This window comes from Croceimicrobium hydrocarbonivorans (genome assembly GCF_014524565.1).
Lineage (GTDB): Bacteria > Bacteroidota > Bacteroidia > Flavobacteriales > Schleiferiaceae > Croceimicrobium > Croceimicrobium hydrocarbonivorans.
The window spans coordinates 3,412,172-3,435,506 of record NZ_CP060139.1 but is presented as its reverse complement, the minus strand read 5'-3'; the positions used below and the strand labels follow the sequence as shown (position 1 = coordinate 3,435,506).

Genomic DNA, 23,335 nt, shown 5'->3' with positions numbered 1-23,335 from the left:
TAAATATGTTGTTTTCCATTAAACTAGGAGCCTCGATTAAAAAAGCGCATTTTCAAGGTGCAAATCGGGAACAAGTAGAATCCTATTTGCGTTCCTTATTAGCAGATCAGTGTATTGAAAATCTTAAAGATTTGGGTGAGCATCACTTCTCTTATAATCTGGAGGGTTTCAAATTTGGTTATAGCTCGCGCGGCAATCCATTTCGGAATTTTAATTACGGGGAATTCAAGATCAGCGAAAACCCAGAGTACATCAACATTGACTTTTCCGCTGATTTACGAAGGCTATTCATCCGTGCAGCTGTATTTACTTTGGTTTGCTTGATTCTGTTAATGGTCCTTTCTAAAATTAGTCTGATGACATTTTTAGCACCATTCCTATTTGGAGCCTTATTTCTTTTGTTTCGATACCTGGGAATTCGGACCGGAACGAAAATCTATTTGCAGCGCCGTATTATGGAACTCAAAACATGGCGTAAATAGAAAGTAGCCATGAACTTGCAGCAAAGCCTTTTTGATATCCCAAAAATGGATTGCCCCTCGGAGGAAAATCTCATCCGGCTGAAGCTGCAAAATTTCAGTCAAGTTCATCATCTGGATTTTGACTTAGAGCACAGGCAGTTAAAAATTCAACATCAGGGCGAGGTAGAGCCATTGATTCAAGCTTTGGAGGAACTAAAGCTGGGTAGTCGTTTTATTGATAGTTATGAAATTGATGCTGGTTCCGCAGATCAAAAACAGGAGAAGAGCCTTTTATGGGCAGTTCTTCTAATAAATCTGGGCTTCTTCGGAATTGAGGCTTTATGGGGCTTCTTAGCTAATTCGATGGGCCTGTTGGCGGATAGCTTGGATATGCTGGCCGATGGCTTGGTTTATGGATTAAGTCTTTGGGCAGTGGGTGCCACTTTAATCCGGAAAAAGCGCGTAGCCAAAATTGCTGGCTACCTCCAACTCGCTCTGGCCCTCCTGGCATTTATAGAAGTACTACACCGCTTTATTAGTCCTGTGGAATTACCCGATTTTAAAAGCATGATGATTGTTTCAGCCTTTGCCCTGCTGGCCAATGCCCTATGTTTATACCTGCTGCAAAAATCAAGGACCAAGGATGAAGTGCACATGAAAGCGAGCTTGATATTCACCTCTAATGATGTGATAATAAACCTGGGGGTGATTAGCGCCGGAAGCTTGGTCTATGCCTTGAATTCGCCCTGGCCGGATTTAGTAATTGGGATGATTGTTCTATTCCTAGTAGCCAAAGGTGCGCTAAGAATATTGAAATTAAATTGAGCCCCTACCTGAAGAGCTCGAAAATACTATTCTGAAAAAAGACCTGTTATACTAGACTAATCAATCAGTCTATGAGGTCTAAGCTAATTCTGTTATCCGTACTCTTTTTCAGCCTGTGGAGCAAGCCTGTTTTGGCCTGCGGTAATTTTTACGGTCATACTCTGGATGGAGAAATTAGATATACCCATGATATATATCTAAGCGCCACCATGCTAAGTTTTGATACAGACAGACTTTGGGTGCATAAAAGAGAACTCGAGGAAAAGATTAAAGAGGCTCCCCAAAATTTTAAATACAAATCGGACCTGTCTTTAGTGCTTATGAAATTGGGCATGACCGATTCTGCATTAAGTATTTTAAGACCCTTAATTAAGCTCTATCCTACAGAATATAATGTGGTCGCCAACCTGGGCACCGCCTTTGAACTGAAAGGGAAATTAGACAGTGCATTGATCTTGATTCGCAAGGGCTATGAGCTTAATCCCGATTCACATCGAGGGAGCGAATGGATTCATATTAAAATCCTGGAGGCCAAAATCAAGGCTAAAAACAGGAATCCTATCTGGATGCAAAAGAACCCCATCATCACCATGGAAGAATTAGAGCAGAGGTTGGGAGAAGGAGTACGAAAAGCCGAACAAGTAAACCTCGACTTCAATTACCAAATTCGAACCCGCGTACCCTTCACTCCTGCTCCGAATGAGGTGCTCAATAATCTATTAGAAACGCTGGGCGACTTCAATAAAAAACATGGGACCTATGAGCAAGCTATTTTGGCCTATGCTTACTCCATGAGATTCAGTAAAAATCCAACATATAATTCTAAAATTCGGGGAAAGATTAAGGATCTAAATCTCCTGATGAAAGAGAACATACGTGATCATGGTTTAAACCCAGAATTCCACTCTATGTTGATACGAAGTGAAGTAGATCCCATGCTATTAGTTCATGGTTTGGATGATTATGCCGAGCATTTGGATTCCATCTACCGTCGAAATCAAAGTTTTGATTCCCTTAAATTGGCAAAGCTTCAACTCGACTCTGTTTCTAAGGCCCTAGAAGAAAAAGAGAAGGCGATGGAGGAGAAAACACAAAAGCAAACAAAGCAAAGCTACCTTTATCTGCTAGCAGGTTTGGCCATTGGTTTAAGCCTAGGAATAATCATTAAACTGCTTTCCAAAAAAAGGTCGGCATGAAAGGAATCCTTTTGATAATATGCTTGGCTCTTTCCCCCTTAAGCATTAAAAGTCAAGGTCTATTTATTAAGGCAGGTACCAAGCATCTCTATCAAGGTATTGCTAATCCTCTAATTTTCAATGACGATAGCTTATCTTATGATTATTTGGCCTTCACCAGCACTAATGGCGAGATAGAATTCGATAGCACTGGGATTGTGGTTTATCCTGCAGAATTAGGCCTCTAGAAAATGAATATCTATCAGATCACGGCAGATAGCATCCTAAAGGATAGCCTGGTTCTTGAGGTTAAAAAAATACCTGATCCTATCCCATCTATATACAAGAGACGAGAAGGTGCTTTTAGTAAAAATGCCATTGCCGCAGCGAATATGGAAAGTTCGATTCAGTCCTCTGAAATACTAGCTTGTGGCCTACGTTTCCCGATTCTTTCTTACCATATCGTTGCTTTTCGAAATCATGAAATCCTTTGGAAAGTGACGAATGAAGGGGCAAGAATCACAGATTCTAATAAAGAGCTGATTTTAAATTTGGAATCGGGAGACCTGATCTCTTTTACTAATATCCTGGGTCTGAATGCCTATGATGAAGAATATGAGCTTACTCCCTTCCAAGTAGAAATTCAATAGCTTTAATCCCAAATCTGAATATTTGTCGAAGTCCAAAGTCCAAAAAATTCTTCGTTATTCTTTATTCAGCCTTATAGGGCTATTCTTAATCCTGGTCATTTTAGTACGCTATACCGATGGCACAATTAGTAGTGGTCAAAAGGTATTGCTGGGATATGATGAAAAGGCTGAGCGTTTTCAATTTTTTGAAGATCGCGTCTATTACCTCAATGGAGTTGATGGTCCCTATATCTTAGGCGATAGCCTGATTCGTGTAAATACTGAAAATGAGCTTTTAATAGAGCCCATTAATCCTGATAGCATTTGGGTGGAAAGTAGTTCAGGTCTTCAATTTCAATTGCCTCTTCACGATAAGATTGAAATTCCAGCTGAGCAATACACATTAAATACCAAGCTATTAGCTATATCTGATATTGAAGGGAATTTTGAAGCCCTGCAAGGTCTCTTGCAAGCTCATTCGGTTATTGATCAAAATCTTAACTGGAGCTTTGGAGATGGACATTTGGTTTTGGTAGGCGATTTTGTGGACCGTGGTATAGATGTAGCTGCCGTGCTCTGGCTCATCTATAAACTCGAAGCCGAAGCTCTGAAGCAAGGTGGTCAGGTGCATTTCATTCTAGGTAATCATGAAATCCTTAATCTGCAAGGGAATTTCCATTATGCCAAAGGCAAGTATAAAAAACTGGCTTCCCTTATTGGTGATGAGGATGATGCTCAAGCCAATAATCGCTTAATCTATTCGCCCCATTCGCATTTAGGACAATGGCTTCGATCCAAGAATTGTATCGAAAAAATCGGCAATCAGATTTTTGTGCATGCCGGACTTTCGCCCGAAATCTTAAAATATGATCTTTCCCTTTCGGAAATCAATAATCGGGTTCGCCAAAACCTGGATTTGGATTTATATAAGAAGCCTAATTCTGATTCAATCGCCAGTTTTTTGATGGGCATACAAAGTCCTTTTTGGTATCGTGGTTTGGTGCACGATTACAAATACTATCCGAAAATTAGCTCGAATCAACTAAGCTCCATTTTAAGCTATTACCATGTAGATTGTATCATTATCGGACATTCTATTGTTCCCGAAGTATCCACAGACTTTGAAGGAAAAGTGATTCGTCTTGATGTAAAGCATGGCAAAACTCTAAACAGTTCACAAAGCCAAGGCCTGCTTATCGAAGGAAATAGGACCTTTAAAATAGACGCCAGTGGTGCTAAAGAAAGTCTTTTAATAACTTCGCTATAAAACCTTTTATGCAAGCATCGCTCGACAATAATTTCGGTAAAGTGTTTCCTCCGGCAGTTGTTTATGGTTCCTACCTAATTTTTGCCCTAGGGATTTACTCCACTCTTTTTAATTTTTTTGGACTCCTATTTATTTTGCTTGGTGCCTTCGGAGCTTTTGCACGCAATGGCATGCTCCTTAATCCGGAAAAGGATAGCTACAAATCTTACACCTGGTTTTTAGGACTAAAACTAGGGAGCTGGCAAAGCATGGCAGGCTATTCTGATTTAAGTATTTTGAAAAGTAAGCAAAGTACTAAAGCCTATTCTCGTGCTATGATTGAAGCCGAAACCAGTAACGAGGAGTTCTATGACATTTATCTGCTTTCCAAAAACCACCGTAAAAAGTTATTAATCAAGCGCTCCACTTTATACGATCAAGCCAAAATAGAAGCAGAATTACTTGCTCAGGCTTTAAATCGCCCCTTAGTGCCTTATCAGCCGCAGCTTAGTGCAGCCACCCAAGCAAGACGCGCAAGACGTCGTTAATCCCTCGGTCTTAAAGCTTTAAAATTATCTTAAATAAGCCCTTATAGCCTTTCGGCGGAAAAGAATTCAAGCGCTATTTCGTTCCTTAAGGGAACCAATTTCAATCCCATGAAGCCGATCTATCCAATGCTAATGAGTCTGGGCTTATTAGTCGCTTGCCAATCCCCTCAAGCAGAAAGTCCTAAAATTGCTGAAAATCAGAATCCTACTCCCGAATTTGTAAATGAAGTAATTCCAGATTTACCAGCAACTGCATCCCCTGATTCCAAGGCCCCACAGGTTGAATTAGTCTTCTGCCTGGATGCCACAGGAAGTATGGGGGGCTTAATTCATACCGCCAAGGAGAAAATATGGGACATTGTAAGCGTTACCGCCCAGCAAAATCCGGCTCCGGAAATTCGCTTAGGAATGGTTTTTTACCGCGATCGTGGTGACAATTTTATTACCTACTCCTTGCCACACACCAGCAATATTGACAGCATTTACACGGAGCTCTTAAAAATTGAAGCTAGTGGCGGTGGCGATTCTCCTGAAAGTGTAAATCAAGCTTTATGGGAAGCCATTAGTGACTTCAAATGGTCTACATCCCCACAAGCCTATCGCAGCATATTCGTAGTGGGTGACTGCCCTCCTCACATGGATTATCCCAATGAGGTGCGCTATCCGGAAGCATGCAAAATGGCCAATCAGAAAAACATCCGCATCAATAGCATCAAATTGGGGACCCAATGTACTGATGCCATTTATCACTTTCGCGAAATGGCCAAGGCTACGAATGGAGAATTCCTACAATTAGACCAAAATGCCAGTGACCAAATTATTCCTTGTCCTCAGGATGATTCCATTGCCATTTACTCCTATCGCCTGGATGATTCCAAACTCTACTATGGCAGCGCCCAAGAAAAGGAACGCATGCTGGAGAAGAAAGAAAAAGCCTTGGGCTTATTTAGCAGTGCAAGCAGTAATGCTGCCGCATCGCGAGCTAAATACAATATGAGTGAATCGGGTTCTAAGAACCTGTACGGGAATAAGGAATTACTGAATGACCTGGAGAATAACGAACTGAATTTCGAGGATCTCCAGGAAGAGGAATTACCGGAAGAATTAAAAGGACTGAGCGCTGAAGATCGCAAGGCGAAAATTGCCGAATTACAAAAGAAGCGCTCTACCATCCTTGCCAAATTGAAGCGATTGCAAAAGGAAAGAGACCTTTATCTGAAGGAGCAAAGAAAAAATGATCCTGAATCCATGTCTTTTAGCAGTCAGGTTTTCGAAATAATAAAAGCGCAAGCCGCGCAAGACGGCCTTATCCTCTAAAAGAAAAGAGCGGCTCCAAGGCCGCTCTTCTTATTTTATTCGAACTCTTGCAGGGTTCGAGTAATAATATCAACACAATCCAACAATTGCTCTTCAGTCATTATTAATGGTGGAGCAAAGCGAATAATATTACCATGGGTAGGCTTAGCCAGCAATCCATGATCGCGTAAGCGCAAACAGATGTTCCAGGCAGTATCGCTGGTTGGTGAATCATTAATCACAATCGCATTTAAGAGTCCGCGACCACGTACCAGGTTTACCACCTTAGAGCCTTCGATGTACTCATTCATCTTGGCTCGGAACAATTCGCCCAATTTGCGGGCATTTTGAGCCAATTTCTCATTGCGCACAACATCCAGTGCCGACATGGCAACCGCTACTCCTAATGGATTACCGCCAAAGGTTGAACCATGGGTTCCTGGCTGAATAACCTTCATAATTTTATCATCAGCCAATACCGCTGAAACCGGATAAGCTCCACCACTTAAGGCCTTTCCAAGGATTAAAACGTCTGGACGAACATAAGTTGCTTCCTGACGCTCGCAATGACCTTCGCAAGTACAGTTACCACATACCGCCAATAAAGATCCGGTTCGGGCAATGCCGGTTTGAATCTCATCGGCCATAAACAAGGCGCCTTTAGCATGGCAAAGTTCCGCTGCTTTTCTCAAATAATCCACATCTGGAGTAACTACTCCCGCTTCCCCCTGAATAGGCTCTACCAAGAATCCGGCTACATGATCATCTTCCAAAGCCTTTTCCAGGGCTTTTAAATCATTATAAGGAATACGCTCAAAGCCAGGAGTATAAGGTCCAAACCCGCTACGTGCCTCTTGATCATTAGAAAAGGAAATAATAGTAGTAGTACGACCGTGGAAATTATTCTCGGCCACAATGATTTTTGTTTTGGCCTCGGGATATCCTTTGAGCTCCTGAGCCCATTTACGACAAAGCTTAATGGCTGTTTCTACGGCCTCCGCTCCCGTATTCATGGGTAAAACCTTATCAAAACCAAAGTACTCGGTAATGTACTTATCGTACTCTCCTAATTTGGAATTGTAAAAAGCACGACTGGTCAAGGTGATTTTCTCAGCCTGCTCCTTTAGAGTATTAATAATCTCAGGATGACAATGTCCTTGATTAACCGCCGAATAAGCGGAAAGGAAATCGTAATACCTCTTACCTTCAACGTCCCAAACATAAACCCCTTCTCCTCTATCTAAAACCACCGGAAGGGGGTGATAGTTATGGGCGCCATGCTTATTTTCAAGGTCCATTAAGTCTTTAGAGGATCGTAATTGGGGATTTTCAATCATCGTCTTAGGTATTTATTTTTTTGAGTTCTAGGTGGCTTGCAAATTAGGTATTTTTGCCCGCTCTATGGCAGGAAAGAAATTATATCACCGCGGACAAATCTGCAATTTGGAAATTAAAGATTTGGCTTTTGAAGGCAAGGGAATTGCCAAAGTTGAAACTCCGGAAGGGCAATACATTGTTTTTGTGCCCAATACCATTCCGGGTCAAATTGTAGAATGCCGAATGGTTAAGGTGCAACGCTCCTATGCCGAAGCAAAATTGATTCGGATTATTGAGCATTCTGAGTTGGAAGTGGAGCAAAATTTCGCTTCCATTCCTGGAGCTCCCTATATCAACCTACCCATTGAAAAGCAACGCGGCTACAAAGAGAAGACCACCATTGAGCTCTTCCGTCGCATTGGTAAAATTGAAGGGGCTGAAAAGCTCTTCGATGAATATATCGAGTCGCCACGCCTTTTACATTACCGCAATAAAATGGAATACTCCTTTAGTGCGGTTTACGTTGAACCCAATCAGGATACTTTCCTAGATGGCTTTGGATTAGGTTTCAAAAAAAGAGGGCAATGGTTGGCTGTGGAAAATCTCCTTGGTGATTCTGGGATGTTTGATGCTCAGTTTGAAGATTTCCTTCCTAAGCTTTCAGCCTGGCTGCAAGAGCGTGATCATACGGCCTGGCACCCTAAAAAGCATACAGGTTTTTGTCGCATGCTAGCGGTGCGTAAAAGCTTTGCTCAGGATCAATTGCTGATCAATTTTGTAAGTAGCAGTGCGGAACTAGAGCAATTCGATCTGGAGGCCTTCAAACAACTCTTTAGCGAGGAATTTGGCGCCCGACTGGGCGGTTTAATCCATACCATAAATGATGATGTAGGCGATCGCCCGAATGCCTCTGATGGCGAGCGTCATTTGCTCTTAGGCAAAGAAAATGTAGAAGAGCAAATTCATGGCCTACGCTTTGAAATTAGTGTAGAAAGCTTTTTCCAAACTAATCCTGCCTCCGCTGAGCTCCTATATCAAAAAGCCCTGGACTATGTGCAAGAAGACAAGGCAGATAGCAAGCCCGTGATTTTGGATCTCTTTGCCGGAACCGGAACGATCACTCAACTATTAGCCAAAGCCGTACCTACTGCGGAGGTAATAGGTGTAGAAATTATTCCAGAGGCGGTGGAAGATGCCAAACGCTCGGCCAAAGCCAATGGCTTGGAGAAACTAAAATTCTTTGCGGCCGATGTAGGTAAATTCCTATTAGAGCATCCACAATATCAAAATCGCATTCATACGCTTACGCTTGATCCTCCTAGAGCGGGTATTGCACCTAAAACCCTGCGAAAAGTAATACGCTTAGGTGCTGAGCGCATCGTATATATCAGTTGTAATCCGGCTACCCAAGCGCGGGATATGCAAACCCTGGCTGAGTTTGGCTATAGCTTGAAGAAGTTTTCTTTAGTAGACCAATTCCCGCATACGGCACATATTGAAAGTGTCGCCTTATTCGAGAAAATTAGTCATTGAAGAAACCCTTGAGGATGGTGCGAAGGCCCTTAACGGTAAAGAAAACAGCCACCAGCATAAGTAAAATGCTAATGCCCATCCAAATGTAATTTCCCTGACGTGCCGCAGGTAATCCCATAGCCACATAAAGGGCGGGACCACTAAAAATTAAAGGCAGGGCTACTGCCATAAAACGCACGCCATTAAAGATTTTATCACGATCTGCTGCCATGCATGCAAGGTAGGAATATTAGCAGGGAATATTTACAATATGTAATTTGGAAAAAATTTAAATGTGAAGGTACTGGCAGTCATCCCGGCACGCTATCAAAGCTCCCGATTACCCGGAAAACCTCTGGCCGAAATTCATGGCAAGAGCATGATTCAGCGGGTCTATGAAAGGACCTTAAAAGCTATGGATCAGGTGGTAGTGGCCACCGATGATCAGCGTATAGTAGAAGCGGTTCAAGCTTTTGGTGGTGAGGTTGTGCTAACTTCCAAAGACCATAGCACCGGTACCAATCGCTGCTTAGAAGCCTATCAAAAGTGGATGGCTGAGCAAGGTCCGGTAGACGTAATTGTTAATGTTCAAGGAGACGAGCCTTTATTAGAACCCTCCGAATTACAAACTCTAATCGACCTGTTTCAGGACCCCAATTGCGAACTCGGAACCCTGGTAAAGGCGATTGAAAGTCAAGCGGAACTCGATAACCGCAGTGGATGTTTTGTTACCATTAGCAAAAAGCATGAGGCGCTCTATTTTTCCCGCCAGTTAATCCCTTTTATTCGCGACCTCGATTATTCGGAATGGCTGGGTGCACACACCTTTTACAAGCATATTGGTTTGTATGCCTATCGTCCTGAGGCCCTAGAAAAATTTGCTCACCTTAGTCCTTCTCCGCTCGAAAAAGCCGAGGCCTTGGAACAAAACCGTTGGTTAGAAAATGGTGGTCGAATTAAAGTAGGTTTTAGTGAAGTAGAAAGCCTTTCGGTAGATACCCCAGAAGATTTGGCCATCGTTCAAAAAATCATCGCCGACCTTGAAGGCTAAGGAATTAAAAGACTTTTTAGATACTAAGGCGGCTCAATATGAAGAGCGCAGCTTCTTGGATGAAGATCCAATTCAGATACCGCATCGATACAGTCGAAAAGAGGACATTGAAATCATGGGCTTACTTACGGCCACCATCGCTTGGGGCAATCGCAAGAGCATAATTCGTTCGGCCTTAAAAATTGCCGAGCTTTTAGAAGAAGCGCCTTTTGATTTTGTGATGCAGCATCAAGAATCTGATTTAAAGGCCCTACCTCCTTTTGTGCATCGCACTTTTCAATTGGAAGATCTGCAATTTTTCCTGCGAGCTCTTAAAGGGATTTACGAGAATAGAGGAGGATTGGAAAATGCTTTCTATCATCCGGAAGGAATGAAAGCTGGAATTGAACAGTTTCGTGAAATAATGCTCCAAACTCCACATGCGCAAAGAAGCGAAAAACATTTATCAAGCCCTTTTAAAAATTCTGCGGCCAAGCGCTTAAATATGTTTCTGCGGTGGATGGTTCGCCCTGCCGATGCCGGAGTTGATTTTGGAATTTGGCAGCAAATCAAGGCTTCCCAACTCTATTGTCCATTAGATGTACATAGCGGTCGGGTCGCTCGAAAATTGGGCTTACTCAATCGCCAAGCCAATGATTGGAAGGCCAATGAGGAGCTTCGCACAGCCTTGCTTAAATTAGATCCTGAGGATCCAGTTAAATACGACTTTGCTCTTTTTGGATTAGGGGTATTTGAAAAATTCTAAGCTTTCGCCTTTTTAGGAATATCCTTCGAAAGCACTAATTCCGGTGCAGTCTCCGCTAAGCTCAAATTATACATCGCCCTTGCAATATCCCTGGCTTTAACGCCTCGGTATTTTCTGGGAATCAATGGATTCAATATCCGAAAGATAAACATGGCAATCGCTTCCAAAGGGCGGGTCTCCTGGCGTGAGCCCATTATCATAGAAGGACGCAGAACAACGGTTTCAGGTCCGAACTTTCGTACGTCTTCTTCCATTTTCCCTTTGGTGCTTAAATAGAAATTCGAGGATTGAGACTTGGCTCCCAAAGCAGAAACTACCAAGAGGCGTTTTAACCCTTTGGCCTTAGCCCATTTTGCGGCCGATACCGGAATTCCATGATCTATCTTAAAATACCAAGATTCATCTGGGGTTTTGGCTTTGGTGGTACCGATACAAATGAAGATTAAGTCAGCATCCAACGAAAGCTCCCAAAAATCCTCACTCATCAAATCGCCAGTGATCTGTTCTAATTTGGGACTTTCATTATTCAAGGGTCTACGACCTAGGGCATATACCTTCTCAATTTCAGCAGAAACTATTAAATCTTCCAATAAAAAAGAACCAACTAAGCCCGAAGCTCCTAATATCACTGCTTTTTTCATCCGTCTAATTCCATTAGGTTGATAATGCGTAATTCATAGCCCTTTTCCATTTTTCGCACCTTGTACCAAAACAATTTGGAAATCAGGCCGGCACTTAATAAACCGGCGCCTAAGTAAATTTGACCTTCGGTTAATATGGGACTATCATCATTTATAAGGCTGTTAACAGCGAATACTCCTGTAAAAAGTCCGGCGGCGGCCATGGCCGATTTTCCGAAAAATGGAATCAGACCATTAGCATATCGAACTCCCAAAACTTGACTCCAGTTATAGTAGCGCGTACCTAAAACCATTCCCGCGGAATCGCCACCATTGAAATAACCTTTTTGCCAAAATGCATCCTCGCCATCGCTAATTAGGATTTCCAGTTTTTCACCTTGCTTCCAGCGATGATCAGGAAATTCCCCTTTGCGCTCTACATATAAATAGGCCTGGGCCTGCACACTTGCGGCACTAAGACTGAGCAGAACCAGAATCAGGCTTGCTATCCGTACTAATTTCATCCTTACTTGTGTAATGGTAATAAACCTTTATATCGCCTTTCTGATCATCGGTATTTTGCTTCCAGTAATCCGGGCCATAGCGGGCAATTTCTTCACTAAGATCGTCATCTATATCGTCATAACTAAAGGCTCGTGGAAAATCTCTCGGTGGTGAATTTCGAAAATATACTGCTAAGAGGCCTCCTACTACTGCACCGGCAAGATGCGCTTCATAGCTGATTTGGGGATCCGCAGGTACGATACCCCAAACCATACTACCATATAAAAAAGCCACCAACATACTTAAGGCTAGTAAATTAGGATGAGCTCTTAATATTCCTGAAATAAATATAAATGCAGCCAAGGCATATATTAAACCGGAGGCCCCAATATGATAGCTCGGTCTTCCCCAAAACCAAATAGCTAGGCCTGATAAAAACCAGGAAATCAAAATGACGGGTAGTGCTTTACGCGGATAGAAGTAGATCAAACCGGTACTTAGAACCCATAGTGATAGGCTGTTATTTCGAAGATGATCACCATCACCATGGATGAGTGGCGAAGTTATTATTCCTATAAGCCCCTGGTTATCTCTCGGCTTTACTCCAAATTCATAAAGATGGAGATGGAATTGCTCATCCATAAAAAAGATAAGTGCAAGAAAGGCAATACTTGCCAAGGGTATCCAGGCATAGCTTTGGCGAAACAATTGGAAAAAATCTTTCCAAAGATGATTGCGAGATATTGTCATTGTTTGGATTGAAGGTACCAAAAAGAATTCCAAGCTTAGTAATTTTATATTTCGGTCATTTTGTCTGTGAAAACAGTTCTATTTCACAAAATTTGCAGCATGAATCAACCTTTGGCAGAGCGCCTACGCCCTCGCAGTTTTGATGAAGTTATTGGTCAGGAAGGCCTCTTAGGTCCTGATGGACAATTACGTCTTCTCATCAATAGAGATCTGGTTCCCTCTCTTATTTTTTGGGGTCCTCCGGGAGTAGGTAAAACCACCTTGGCCCAATTAATTGCGGAGCAGTCCAAGCGAAAGTTCTATACCCTTAGCGCCATCAACAGCGGCGTAAAAGAAGTGCGCGAGATCTTACAAAAGGCCCAAGGTCAAGGTTTATTTGCCCAAGGAAAATCCCCTATTCTATTTATAGATGAGATTCACCGTTTCAGTAAATCTCAGCAAGACAGCCTTTTACATGCGGTGGAAAAAGGCACGGTGGTGTTAATTGGCGCCACTACCGAAAATCCCAGTTTTGAGGTAATCCCCGCCTTGCGCTCACGCTGCCAAGTTTATGTTTTAGAAGGCTTAAGTCAGGCCGAACTTCAAAAGTTACTGAACCGTGCACTGGAAAAAGATGAATGGCTAAAATCTCAAAAGGTTCAGATTAAAGAATCCGAAGCCCTGATGCGATACAGCGGTGGAGATGCTCGGAAAATGCTTAACAATCTGGAATTAGTTGCAGGCCAAATGGGCCCAGGATCCGAAATCACCAATGAGGCCGTAAGCAAGATTTTGCAGAACCATACGGTGAGTTATGATAAGGATGGAGAACAGCATTACGATGTAATTTCTGCCTTTATCAAGTCTATTCGGGGTAGTGATCCCAATGCGGCCATTTACTGGCTAGCTAGGATGATTGAAGGTGGTGAGGAAGCGCGTTTTATTGCACGTCGACTAATAATCCTGGCTTCTGAAGATATTGGTTTGGCCAATCCCAATGCGCTCTTAATAGCTAATGCCTGTTTTGATGCGGTGCATAAAATCGGTTGGCCCGAAGGTCGGATTCCCTTGGCACAATGTACCCTGTACTTAGCGAATTCACCTAAGAGTAATTCGGCCTATAAAGCCATTGGAGAAGCCCAAGCTCGGGTAAAGCAGGAAGGCAATCTGCAAGTGCCTTTGCATTTGCGCAATGCTCCTACCCAGCTCATGAAGGACCTAAACTACGGGGCCGACTATAAGTACAGCCATGATTATCCCGGACATTTTGTGGATCAAGAATTCCTTCCCAAGGAAATTAGTGGCGAAGTATTTTATCAGCCGGCCGACAATATGGCTGAAAAAAAAGCCAGCGAAGTTTTGCAACAACGCTGGCCTAAATATTATCCGAAGAAATAAGTTCTAGAAGCCATTAAACTGGCGAGTAGTACTAAGTTCTGATTCGGTTTCAGTATTCTTTAAAACAAGATCGAAGAACTTGTCGCATCCATCTTGATTACCACCATCACCGGCAATAAAGTCGATAGTAGCTTTATTAAAGGTTAATGGATTAGGATCTACGGTAGTAGCAATATCCAAATCAAAAATACCTTCAGTTAAGCGGTAGGTGCAAGTATTATCCATTACCATTGCCTTGCTGATAACTACATCAAAAGTGTAATTACCATTGTCATAAGTAGCATCGGCAGTTCCGATAATGGAGTACACATCATCGCTTACATCATTGGGAGTAGCTGATCCGGCTGACCATTCTAAAGATTTATCAGTGTTTAACACAAAGGTCTTAGGACCACCGTCATCCGCAGAAGTATTGTCTTCCATAGTGAAAGCCGTTACATCCATATCGAATTTATTATTACCCTTATTTTCAAGGAACATGCTTCCGCTTACTGGCTTATCATCTTCTTTGAAATTGACTAGGCTCACATCCACGGTTGTACCCATATCCAGGTAATTAGCACCGGTAAGAGTCATTTCAATAGCGCCTTCAATCACTTTACCGCGAGTTGCAGTTCCGTTTCCATAGTCGAGAATGTACTTATTAGGATCGGAAGCATCGCGATCGAAAGTTGCATTGTCAATAGTGATCGGAACTGATGGGTTGGCACTAAAATCGAAAGTACGCATAGCCTCATCTACATTGCGATAGATTTGACTAACATTACTCTCTGCTGATACATAGAGCTCGCCCATAGCAGCTTCCACTTCACCAGTAGAAGTAAGATCGCCGTCTTCGCAAGCCGTAAAGGCCATTGCCAAAGCGGCAAGTCCTAAGAATTTGTAGTTAAACTTTCTCATAATTGGGATGGGATTTTGATTAAAATTTATAGAGTAGAGATGCCGTTTCCGCCGCCTCTTCCTTTTGTTCCTTTACTTTTTTTTCCTGTTTAGACATGCCTTTAGCACGCTTTCCATAAAAACTCAAATTTATACCGAATCGGAAATTGGTGGTTTGCACGGTGGCATAATCTGCCGCCATTACATTATCCGACATCAAGTATAATTGTACGGCCCCTAATTTTAAATCGAAGCCCGCTCCTACATTATGCATAGTTCCATTAATGATGGAATAGCCCGCAGTGAATTGAAAGGTACGTGACAATCGACCAACATAGTTAATACCATAGTCATTAAACATTTCACCGTTCCAAATACGAGTATGAAAGAGCGCTCCAAAACTATGTTTGGGTGTTAAATGATAATTGAAAGAGGCATAAGCCTGACTCATTAAAGAACGACTATAGGATTTACCGTCCTCTTCACGGAAATTGAAGGCTTTCTCAAGGCTGTCCGCCGTAGCATTACCCACATTGCTGAAATCGTCTTTACTCAAGTCAATTTCCACCCCTTCAAAGTCGAAGGTACCTTCACTTACATAATCACGATTGTAGGAATTGTAAGTAATACTTCCTAAGTCGAGCACCGATGCACTTACATCAAATTTGTCATTGATTTGATAGAAGGCACCAAAATCAAAGGCAAAACCAGTGTTATTTGGTAAAGCGACGTCCATGATTTCTTGATCTTCAAAGGACTCAAAGGCTGAAGGTCCAGAAGTGTGAATTAAGATATCAGAAGTTGCTTTGATATTGTAATTCCCATCATTGCGCAGGCTCAAATTCATGCGCTCGATATAGGCATGCTGCTGCACGAAGATGTATTTAGCCTTCAAGCCAACGGTTAATCGATCTTCCAAAAATTTGTGCTGGTAGCCCAAATAGAAATTGGTACGATTAATAGTTTCCAGATCAAAGGTGTTTAAATCCAAATTGGTAAGGCTTCCATCGCCACTGAAAAGGATTTGGAACAATTGATAAGGAAGATCCATTTTGAAATCAATGTTCTGAGTAGCGCCCAAAGTCACAAAGCCCTTACCGGTTTTAAAACCTACACCTAATAACTCAACGCGGTTATTAAGGTTAAGCTGGCTGCGCTCATCTAAATTATTGCTGAGCTCCGCCAAGTTTTGATTGATATCGGTTCCCTTTTCGAAAATATCAACCAGGGCAAAACCCGAATTATGATAATGGGTGCTAATACCTGAAATGGCTGGTAAACCGATATACCATTTGGTTTGTTGGGGATAAGCGGGATTGGTATGATGTACTTGCGGAATCGCATTGAAATTGTACAACATCATATCGCTTTGTGCGGAAAGGCCGATTGAAAATCCCAGGCCCAAAAGAAACAATCCTAACTTTTTCATTGGTCGTTGGAGATTTGATAGTTACCCTTCGCCTGCATGGCCGCTTTAATCTTAAGGTCGTAGTCTGAATATAATTTCACACTGGTTTGACCATTATTGGTGGTATTCACTGAGGCTACAAAACGCAGGTCGCGAGTTTGCAAGAAATCCTCAATCATATCACGATCAAATACCACTGGGTTTTCTTCGATGCTTGGACCGGTAACCCGACCATTTCCGTCTACCGGTGCTGCGCTTAATAATGGTAAATCGAAACCGTTGATACTGTCTCCCAAGGCATTAATAAAGGAAACCTTTAAGTTAAGATCGAATGGTAAACGGTTTTCGGATTGGAAGAAAACGGTTAACTCATCTAAATTGTCCAGATTCTCTAAATCGGCACCAATATCTTCCACTGTTTGATCGAGACGCATATCCTCCAAACGGAATTCCATTGGAACATCTACTTCAAAGTCGACTACCACATTAGAAGTGTTAGAAATGAAGTTCGGATTTGCAGAAGGTCCATCAGGATTAACTTGAATACTCCCTGAATAATAAATCTTCTGAGGAATATTGGCTAAAAATTCGGTGATATCAGAATTGGTAGGATCCAAACTCAAATTGGAAACTGCTACCACGCCTGGTGCCGGTGAAGCTTGAATTAAGAAGGGATCATTATTCAAGTACACACGTTGACGATCGTTGTTTTCTCCGATAAACTCGGTTACAATTTCGATAGGTAAGCCTACGGTGGATCTAGTGATAAGCTTCAAACGAGGATCAGTTAAATAGAAACCACCTGTAAAACGCTCTAAGCCATTAATCTGAAAATCAAAATCACCGGGAGGAGCCGCTTGAACACGATCTCCAAAATAACCATTGGCCACGGCCACTCTTAAATCTTGCATGGCTACTCCACACACAATTATATTACCCTGATTTACATTGGCGGTATCAATAAGCTCTAAACCAATGCTTAAAGCATTTACCGAGTTTCCACCATTGGTAAAGTCAAATACCAAACCGTCCAAATCAGAGGAATCAATAAGGCTAGCTGTACCTGCTGCAAGAGTAAAAGTGTCAACATAGGTAGCACCATTTAAGGTGGCATTTCGGTAAGTAAAACGGAAGCGAGTATCCGCCTGAACCGTATCATTACTGTTAACTGTAAACTCAATTTTCCCACTCTCGAAAGTAGCATCGTACAATTGGGCACCAGCAATGGTTCCTAAGGCTACATCCAAATCAAATGTTGGCTGAGTTTTGTCTACTGGAAGAGGTAATGGATCCTGATCCGGAATGGTTAAGATGTCATCAATAGAATAAGTAAATACCGAATCCTGACGATAAAAAATACGGAGGGCATTACTGGGGTCTACCACCAAGGTGGAGTCTTCAATGTCGGAAACCAAATCTTCAATACTTAAAGTAAGGTTTGCCAGAGGAACTGTAGCGGAGCTCTTCACTTCAATATCATTGATCATATCAAAGTCAAGCTCTTTATTACAAGCGAAAACAATGAAAATCAGTAAGGCCAAGGGGCCAACTTTCTTCATAGAATGAGTGGGATAAGATAGTTTTTACAACAAATGTCAGCTACAAATATGCGAATTTGTGCGCTTAAGTCCCACAGAGTCTGAGTGAAAAGGGGGTTTTACCTATCGATTTACAGGGAATTCCGCTTTATAGGATATGAAGCTCGGTTCGTCTATTCCTTGCTCTATTCTGCTCAGTATCATTAGCTAGCAAAGGTTCCTTACTTCCTTTTCCTTGATACTCCATCCGACTGGCATCGATTCCCAAGGCCACTAATGCATCATATACTGCCTTGGCCCTTTGCGTGCTTAATTCGGTATTATAGGCATCCGATCCCTGATTGTCGGTATGTCCCTCTAATCGAATTCGCAAATCTGGATTTAGCTCCAGAAAGCGCACCATCTCTCGTAATTCCTGATTACTGCGATCCGTGAGTTGGAAGGAATCAAACTCAAAGAAGATATTCTCCAATATTACCTTTTGGCCTTTGGCAATCGGTACTAATTCCACTAAAAGATGCAAGGCCTCTTCCTTACTTTGTTCCGCCAATGCAAAATTGCGAGAGTAAAAGAGATAGCCCTTAAGAGCTACTGATAAGCCATAATCACTGCGGGCCGGAAGCACTGCGTAAAAGGCTCCTTCTTTATTGCTGCTCCCCAGTACAACCTTGCCACTATCACTTAAGTCGATAAACTTTAGCGGTGCACGTAAACTTTTACGAGTTTCCTTATCAATCACTTTCCCTTCTACATAGGCAATGGGTCGGGCCTGTGCCGCTTCGGGCAACCTGAATTCATAGAGATCTAATTTGCCAAAGCCTTCTTCCATGGCATCAGAACTAAAGAAGCCTGTACGCCCATCCGGCCCAACGATTAAGCTGAATTCCTGAAAAGAGGTATTAATGGGATGCCCCAGATTGAGCGGTTCCCCCCAACTTCCATCGGCTTGCTTTTCGGAAACGAAAAAGTCTAAATCCCCCATCCCGGGATGCCCATTGCTACTGAAGTATAAATGCTCATTATCAAAATGGATATAGGGAGAAGTTTCCTGAGAAGGCGTATTCACCTTACCCGGAACTTTTTGGGCTTTAGTCCAGGCCTTACCATTAAACTCACTGTAATAGATATCCATATTAGGATCAGTACCACTGCGGCCTCGCACGAAATAGAGGGTGCGACCATCCGGAGATATGGAAGGTTGACTTTCCCATAAATGCGAATTAATGGCGGGGCCCAAGTTTATAGCCTTAGACCATTGTCCATTGGGTCCCAAGAAAGAGGCATAAATATCACAGCTCCCCAATCCACCAGGACGTTCGCAGGCAGCAAAGAAGATTAGTTCCCCATCCGCACTTAGGCTTTGTGCTCCTTCATTTCCAGGGGTGTTTAATTGCCCACGGAGCATTTGCGCTTCCGACCAAGGGGCCCCAGCGCTATCTCTGCGGGTAAACCAAAAATCCTCATCCAGCTTTTGGCCGTTCTCGGATCGATGCGTAAAGACTAAAGTGCGGGAATCGGCCGAAATACTGGGGAAGTACTCCAGCTCTTCTGTGTTGACATTCGGACCCAAATTCTTTGGATCGTATTCCATTACCTTTTTAAGAGCTTCCAGGGCAAATTGGGAGCTGGCAATCATTCTTTCAATTTCCTCCTTATAGCGACTATTGGCGCGGGGATGCTGTAAATAAGCCTCTAGAAAAGGAATGCATTCCTCATAGCGCTTCATGCCATAGAGCTGGCGACCTTGAAAAAAATCGAGGTAATAGGGAAAGTCATAATTCCGAACTTTCTGATACTGCGCCAAGGCACTGTCCGAATTTCCCAATTGATTATAAATATCTGCTTTAAAAAGATAAGCATCTACAAAGGATTGATCCTCTTCCAAAGCATCATCAAGGGCTTTTAAGGCTTTATCCATTTCGTTCTCCTTAACATAGTCTCTGGCTTTGGCCATGTATTTCTGAGCATCGCGGTTTTGCGCCTGAAGCAGACCTATAGAGAAAAAGAAAAGGAGAAAACAAACGAGGCGATGCATATAAACGTAATTAGAGTATACCTTCCTAAACAAGAATCCTGCAAATATGAAGAATGCAATCCGACTTAGCTTCTTCTTCCTCTTGCTTTTCGTTTTACAAAATTGCCGGAAGGAAGAAAATCAAGGATCCAGTCCTGATCTAAACGACACAGTGATCATTCCCAGTATCGAAGTGCAATATGCTATCACCTGTGGCTGGAATTCCCGAGCAGACACCATGCGGATTAGCCGCGATAGCATCCATTTATACCAACGCATTCAAGGCTGGGGCCAAGCTCCCTACGATACCCTGATCGATACAGCTTTTTACGTACGACTGGCCTGGTTAGACAGCCTGTACTATAATTTGGATATGGCAGCTTTCCAACAATTGAATCATCAATCGGGAAATCTACCTTCGGATGGTTGCAATATTGACCTATACTTAAAGAAAGACAATACGGCACATGCCATTCAATTCAACTTGATGGATAGTATTCCGGGCTGGGAAACTTATATACGACGTTTGGATTCCCTTTGGATCGAGGCCGGTGGGGTCTTACCTCCGGGTCGAAATTAGGACTCTGTCCAACGGCCCATTTTTCCAGCTTGATAATCCATAATCGCTTGTTGGATTTCCGCTTCGGAATTCATCACAAAAGGACCATAGGAAACAACCGGTTCATTGATGGGTTCCGCCTCGCCTAATATGATGTAGGCATCATCCAGAACTTCGATATCCATGGAACCGGGACTGCCTTCAAATTGTGCTAGCTGACGTTTATTCATTTCTCGTCCATTGACCTTAATAGAGCCTTTGACCAAGTAAAAGAATATTTGCTCTGTCTTAGAATCCCAATGAAGTCTGCTTCCGGCAGGAGCCTCCAAAGTGCTCATAAACTGAGGATAAGGACTTTGTACCGGTCCTTCAGAACCATCGTAAGTACCACATATTAAATTGAGTTTGAAGCCCTCTCCTATTCTAAGTTCTGGAATTTCCTCTTTTTGGAAACCTTGATAATGAGCCGGACTCATTTTTTGGGCAGCTGGTAAATTGATCCACAATTGCAAAATCTCCATTGGGCCGCCTTTTTCCAAAAATTCATCCGAAGAAGTTTCAGAGTGGATAATCCCGGCTCCGGCAGTCATCCATTGCACCCCGCCCTTTAAAATTCGGCTGGAAAAACCTTGGCTATCCTGATGCACCAATTCACCTTCAACAATAAAGGTGAGGGTTTCAAAGCCTCGGTGGGGATGCGGACCAAATGGCAATCCTTGGTTATTGGCAGGAAACTCTTCATAACCATGATGGTTAAGGAATATATAGGGGTCGAGCTGCGAAATGCCAGGTACCGGCAAAGCACGCCAGGTTTTAAGTCCGGGCATGTGGGCCGTCATGGCATCGCTAATTCGAATAATCTTACGCATGAGATGTTTTTGGAAATTGACAAGTACAAAGATCAATTGTTCGAGTCAAATGTTGAAAATAAAAATTAAAGTATTCTTATATTTTTAGCATTCTTTTTATTTTAGCAACAAATCTTTTTCTCTTGAAACAACTTGGACCTAATATTCGGATTTTACGCAAGCAAAAGGGCTGGACTCAAGCTCAGCTTGCCGAAAAGCTCAATGTTAATCGAAGCTTAATTGGCGCTTATGAGGATGCTCGCTCGGAACCCCGTTTGGATACCTTGCAGCTCTTTTGCCATCTCTTCGGAGTTTCTCTGGAAGCCCTACTCTATAAAAAGCTGGATCAAAAGAGTCCCAGTCCCATTCGCAGTGATTATCCTCTTCGCATATTACCTGTGGCGGTTGAGCCTTCCGGCCGAGAGTTAATTAGTTTGATTCCCCAAAAGGCTGCCGCTGGTTATACGCAAGGTTATGCGGACACAGAATATATCGAAGGCTTAAAATCAATTAGCCTTCCTCTCCCTGAATTACAGCAAAGCGGTACCCTGCGGATTTTTCAAATTGAAGGAGACTCCATGTTGCCGGTTCAACCGGGATCTTACATTATTGGTGAGTTCGAAGAAAACTGGGAAACCCTGAAGAATAATGCCTGCTACATTTTACTCACCCTTAATGATGGCATCGTTTACAAGCGAATTGAAAATGAGCTGAGCTCCAAGAATCGCTTATTGCTTAAATCTGATAATACCGAGTACAAGCCTTATTATTTGGATGCCTTGGAGATTTTGGAAGTTTGGCGGGCCAAAGGAATTCTAAGCTTTCAGGTGCCCGGCGAAAAGGACTTACAGGATATGCATTATCAAAAGATGATGCAGGGTATTGATGAACTGAAAACAGAGCTTCAGGAATTGAAATTCAGGTTAAAAAATGAAGCCTGAACGCCGTGGCAGAGGCAGCCAGGATAAAGTTCATAATCCCTTTGAATCGCGAGAGTATATAGAAGATCCCGAATTTCAGGAGTGGCAGCATCAAAATGGTGAAAACCCTTGGGCCGATGAAGCGACCCAGTATACTACTGTAAATGCTAAAAGCATTGTGAATGCGGTAGTAAGCCCTGACATTGGACATAAATGGAGTTTAAATCCCTATCAAGGCTGCGAACACGGCTGCTCCTATTGCTATGCCCGCAATACCCATACTTATTGGGCCTTGGATGCCGGCCTCGATTTCGAAAGACAAATTCTGGTGAAGCGCAATGCCGCCGACCTATTAGCGCGTCATTTTGAAAAAAGCTCCTGGCAGCCCGAAGCCATTATGCTATCCGGCAATACCGATTGCTACCAACCCTTGGAGCGAAAGTTGGAGATTACTCGAAGTTTATTGAAGGTATTTTTAGAATATCGCAATCCGGTTGGCATAGTCACCAAGAACATTCTGATTGAGCGTGATTTGGATCTGCTAATTGAGCTCAATAAACTCAATTTGGTCCATGTGGCTTTTAGCCTGAATAGCCTGGACGAAGATTTGCGCCGAAAAATGGAGCCTCGCACCGCAACTGCTAAACGTCGATTGGCGCTTATCAAAAAACTAAGTGATTTAGGCATTCCTGTACAGGTACTTATAGCGCCAATAATCCCTGGATTAAACAGTCATGAAGTATTAAACATTGCCGAAAAGGTGGCCGATGCAGGAGCGCGAAACATCAGCTATACCATTCTCAGGCTCAATGGTCAGGTTAAAGATGTATTCCTGGCTTGGCTGGAAAAGCATTATCCCGATCGCTACCAAAAAGTCTATAATCTAGTAGCAGCCAGTCATGATGGTCAACTAAATGACTCCCAGTTTGGCCGAAGAATGCATGGCCATGGTGAAATGGCAGAACAAATCAAACAAAGCATCCTACTAGCCCGCAAGCGCTATTTTGCCGGAAGGGAACTAAGCGATTATAATTATCAGTCATTCCGAAGAATGCGCAAAGGCCAATACCGGCTCTTCGATTAAATAGGACATTTGCCCTATAGACAGGGCTC

The 23,335-nt window shown here is 42.7% G+C and carries 25 protein-coding genes; 15 read left to right on the top strand and 10 right to left on the bottom strand.

What is annotated here, in order from left to right:
- Positions 1-5: 5 nt before the first annotated feature.
- The 8 genes from H4K34_RS15355 (at position 6) to H4K34_RS15320 (ending at position 6,201) form a co-directional block, all read left to right on the top strand.
- Complete coding sequence (locus H4K34_RS15355) at positions 6-482, top strand: hypothetical protein (RefSeq protein WP_210758271.1); 477 nt, start codon at positions 6-8, stop codon at positions 480-482.
- Between the two features lie 15 nt (positions 483-497).
- Positions 498-1,286 carry a cation transporter gene (locus H4K34_RS15350; RefSeq protein WP_210760598.1) on the top strand — a complete coding sequence of 263 codons (789 nt, stop codon included), beginning with the start codon at positions 498-500 and terminating at the stop codon, positions 1,284-1,286.
- Positions 1,287-1,357: 71 nt separating this feature from the next.
- Positions 1,358-2,482, top strand: a complete 1,125-nt coding sequence (locus H4K34_RS15345) for a tetratricopeptide repeat protein (RefSeq protein WP_210758270.1) — start codon at positions 1,358-1,360, stop codon at positions 2,480-2,482.
- On the top strand, positions 2,479-2,709 hold the full coding sequence (locus tag H4K34_RS15340) for a hypothetical protein (RefSeq protein WP_210758269.1): 231 nt from the start codon (positions 2,479-2,481) through the stop codon (positions 2,707-2,709). Before H4K34_RS15345 ends, H4K34_RS15340 begins: the two co-directional genes overlap by 4 nt.
- 3 nt (positions 2,710-2,712) lie before the next feature.
- Positions 2,713-3,111 carry a GldM family protein gene (locus tag H4K34_RS15335; RefSeq protein ID WP_210758268.1) on the top strand — a complete coding sequence of 133 codons (399 nt, stop codon included), beginning with the start codon at positions 2,713-2,715 and terminating at the stop codon, positions 3,109-3,111.
- A 22-nt stretch (positions 3,112-3,133) separates the two neighbouring features.
- On the top strand, positions 3,134-4,357 hold the full coding sequence (locus tag H4K34_RS15330; RefSeq protein WP_210758267.1) for a metallophosphoesterase: 1,224 nt from the start codon (positions 3,134-3,136) through the stop codon (positions 4,355-4,357).
- 8 nt (positions 4,358-4,365) lie between these two features.
- Positions 4,366-4,884, top strand: coding sequence for a hypothetical protein (locus H4K34_RS15325; protein WP_210758266.1), 519 nt, complete (start codon positions 4,366-4,368; stop codon positions 4,882-4,884).
- A 108-nt stretch (positions 4,885-4,992) separates the two neighbouring features.
- The gene (locus H4K34_RS15320; protein ID WP_210758265.1) at positions 4,993-6,201 is read left to right on the top strand and encodes a vWA domain-containing protein; all 1,209 of its coding nucleotides are present in this window, start codon (positions 4,993-4,995) and stop codon (positions 6,199-6,201) included.
- A 35-nt stretch (positions 6,202-6,236) separates the two neighbouring features.
- Here H4K34_RS15320 and rocD read toward each other — a convergent pair whose 3' ends face one another.
- Positions 6,237-7,517 (bottom strand): ornithine--oxo-acid transaminase, encoded by a 1,281-nt coding sequence (gene rocD, locus H4K34_RS15315; RefSeq protein WP_210758264.1) that lies wholly within the window; start codon positions 7,515-7,517, stop codon positions 6,237-6,239.
- Between the two features lie 64 nt (positions 7,518-7,581).
- Between rocD and rlmD the strand changes: the two genes are divergently transcribed.
- Entirely contained in the window at positions 7,582-9,030 is a 1,449-nt protein-coding gene (gene rlmD / locus H4K34_RS15310) for a 23S rRNA (uracil(1939)-C(5))-methyltransferase RlmD (RefSeq protein ID WP_210758263.1), read from the top strand.
- On the opposite strand, the gene H4K34_RS15305 is transcribed toward rlmD, so the two are convergent.
- Positions 9,020-9,241 carry a DUF6095 family protein gene (locus H4K34_RS15305; protein ID WP_210758262.1) on the bottom strand — a complete coding sequence of 74 codons (222 nt, stop codon included), beginning with the start codon at positions 9,239-9,241 and terminating at the stop codon, positions 9,020-9,022. The genes rlmD and H4K34_RS15305 overlap by 11 nt on opposite strands.
- Before the next feature lie 63 nt (positions 9,242-9,304).
- Here H4K34_RS15305 and kdsB point away from each other — a divergent pair, with 63 nt between their 5' ends.
- Both kdsB and H4K34_RS15295 read left to right on the top strand, forming a co-directional pair.
- Positions 9,305-10,060, top strand: coding sequence for a 3-deoxy-manno-octulosonate cytidylyltransferase (gene kdsB / locus H4K34_RS15300; protein WP_210758261.1), 756 nt, complete (start codon positions 9,305-9,307; stop codon positions 10,058-10,060).
- Entirely contained in the window at positions 10,050-10,805 is a 756-nt protein-coding gene (locus H4K34_RS15295; protein ID WP_210758260.1) for a TIGR02757 family protein, read from the top strand. The genes kdsB and H4K34_RS15295 overlap by 11 nt, the downstream gene beginning before the upstream one ends.
- Here H4K34_RS15295 and H4K34_RS15290 read toward each other — a convergent pair.
- From H4K34_RS15290 to H4K34_RS15280, 3 genes are read right to left on the bottom strand one after another with little or no spacing between them, the layout of a single operon-like run.
- Entirely contained in the window at positions 10,802-11,446 is a 645-nt protein-coding gene (locus tag H4K34_RS15290) for an NAD(P)H-binding protein (RefSeq protein WP_210758259.1), read from the bottom strand. The genes H4K34_RS15295 and H4K34_RS15290 overlap by 4 nt on opposite strands.
- On the bottom strand, positions 11,443-11,949 hold the full coding sequence (locus H4K34_RS15285) for a hypothetical protein (RefSeq protein ID WP_210758258.1): 507 nt from the start codon (positions 11,947-11,949) through the stop codon (positions 11,443-11,445). The genes H4K34_RS15290 and H4K34_RS15285 overlap by 4 nt, the downstream gene beginning before the upstream one ends.
- A complete protein-coding gene (locus H4K34_RS15280) occupies positions 11,900-12,712 on the bottom strand; it encodes a rhomboid family intramembrane serine protease (RefSeq protein WP_210758257.1) in 813 nt (270 codons plus the stop codon). The genes H4K34_RS15285 and H4K34_RS15280 overlap by 50 nt, the downstream gene beginning before the upstream one ends.
- Positions 12,713-12,778: 66 nt before the next feature.
- On the opposite strand from H4K34_RS15280, the gene H4K34_RS15275 reads away from it, so the two are divergent.
- Positions 12,779-14,056, top strand: a complete 1,278-nt coding sequence (locus tag H4K34_RS15275; RefSeq protein WP_210758256.1) for a replication-associated recombination protein A — start codon at positions 12,779-12,781, stop codon at positions 14,054-14,056.
- Positions 14,057-14,059: 3 nt separating this feature from the next.
- On the opposite strand, the gene H4K34_RS15270 is transcribed toward H4K34_RS15275, so the two are convergent.
- From H4K34_RS15270 to H4K34_RS15255, 4 genes are all read right to left on the bottom strand, one after another.
- Positions 14,060-14,956, bottom strand: a complete 897-nt coding sequence (locus H4K34_RS15270) for a hypothetical protein (protein WP_210758255.1) — start codon at positions 14,954-14,956, stop codon at positions 14,060-14,062.
- Between the two features lie 19 nt (positions 14,957-14,975).
- Positions 14,976-16,364 carry a DUF5723 family protein gene (locus H4K34_RS15265; RefSeq protein WP_210758254.1) on the bottom strand — a complete coding sequence of 463 codons (1,389 nt, stop codon included), beginning with the start codon at positions 16,362-16,364 and terminating at the stop codon, positions 14,976-14,978.
- Entirely contained in the window at positions 16,361-17,902 is a 1,542-nt protein-coding gene (locus tag H4K34_RS15260) for a hypothetical protein (RefSeq protein ID WP_210758253.1), read from the bottom strand. Before H4K34_RS15260 ends, H4K34_RS15265 begins: the two co-directional genes overlap by 4 nt.
- Before the next feature lie 127 nt (positions 17,903-18,029).
- Positions 18,030-19,916: an OmpA family protein gene (locus H4K34_RS15255; RefSeq protein ID WP_210758252.1), complete on the bottom strand. Its 1,887-nt coding sequence runs from the start codon at positions 19,914-19,916 to the stop codon at positions 18,030-18,032.
- Positions 19,917-19,962: 46 nt separating this feature from the next.
- On the opposite strand from H4K34_RS15255, the gene H4K34_RS15250 reads away from it, so the two are divergent.
- A complete protein-coding gene (locus tag H4K34_RS15250) occupies positions 19,963-20,475 on the top strand; it encodes a hypothetical protein (RefSeq protein ID WP_210758251.1) in 513 nt (170 codons plus the stop codon).
- Here the strand turns inward: H4K34_RS15250 and H4K34_RS15245 are convergent.
- Positions 20,472-21,323: a pirin family protein gene (locus H4K34_RS15245; protein ID WP_210758250.1), complete on the bottom strand. Its 852-nt coding sequence runs from the start codon at positions 21,321-21,323 to the stop codon at positions 20,472-20,474. The two genes, H4K34_RS15250 and H4K34_RS15245, sit on opposite strands and share 4 nt — an antisense overlap.
- 122 nt (positions 21,324-21,445) lie before the next feature.
- Between H4K34_RS15245 and H4K34_RS15240 the strand changes: the two genes are divergently transcribed.
- Entirely contained in the window at positions 21,446-22,243 is a 798-nt protein-coding gene (locus tag H4K34_RS15240) for a LexA family transcriptional regulator (RefSeq protein ID WP_210758249.1), read from the top strand.
- Positions 22,233-23,306 carry a PA0069 family radical SAM protein gene (locus H4K34_RS15235; RefSeq protein WP_210758248.1) on the top strand — a complete coding sequence of 358 codons (1,074 nt, stop codon included), beginning with the start codon at positions 22,233-22,235 and terminating at the stop codon, positions 23,304-23,306. The genes H4K34_RS15240 and H4K34_RS15235 overlap by 11 nt, the downstream gene beginning before the upstream one ends.
- Positions 23,307-23,335: the final 29 nt, after the last annotated feature.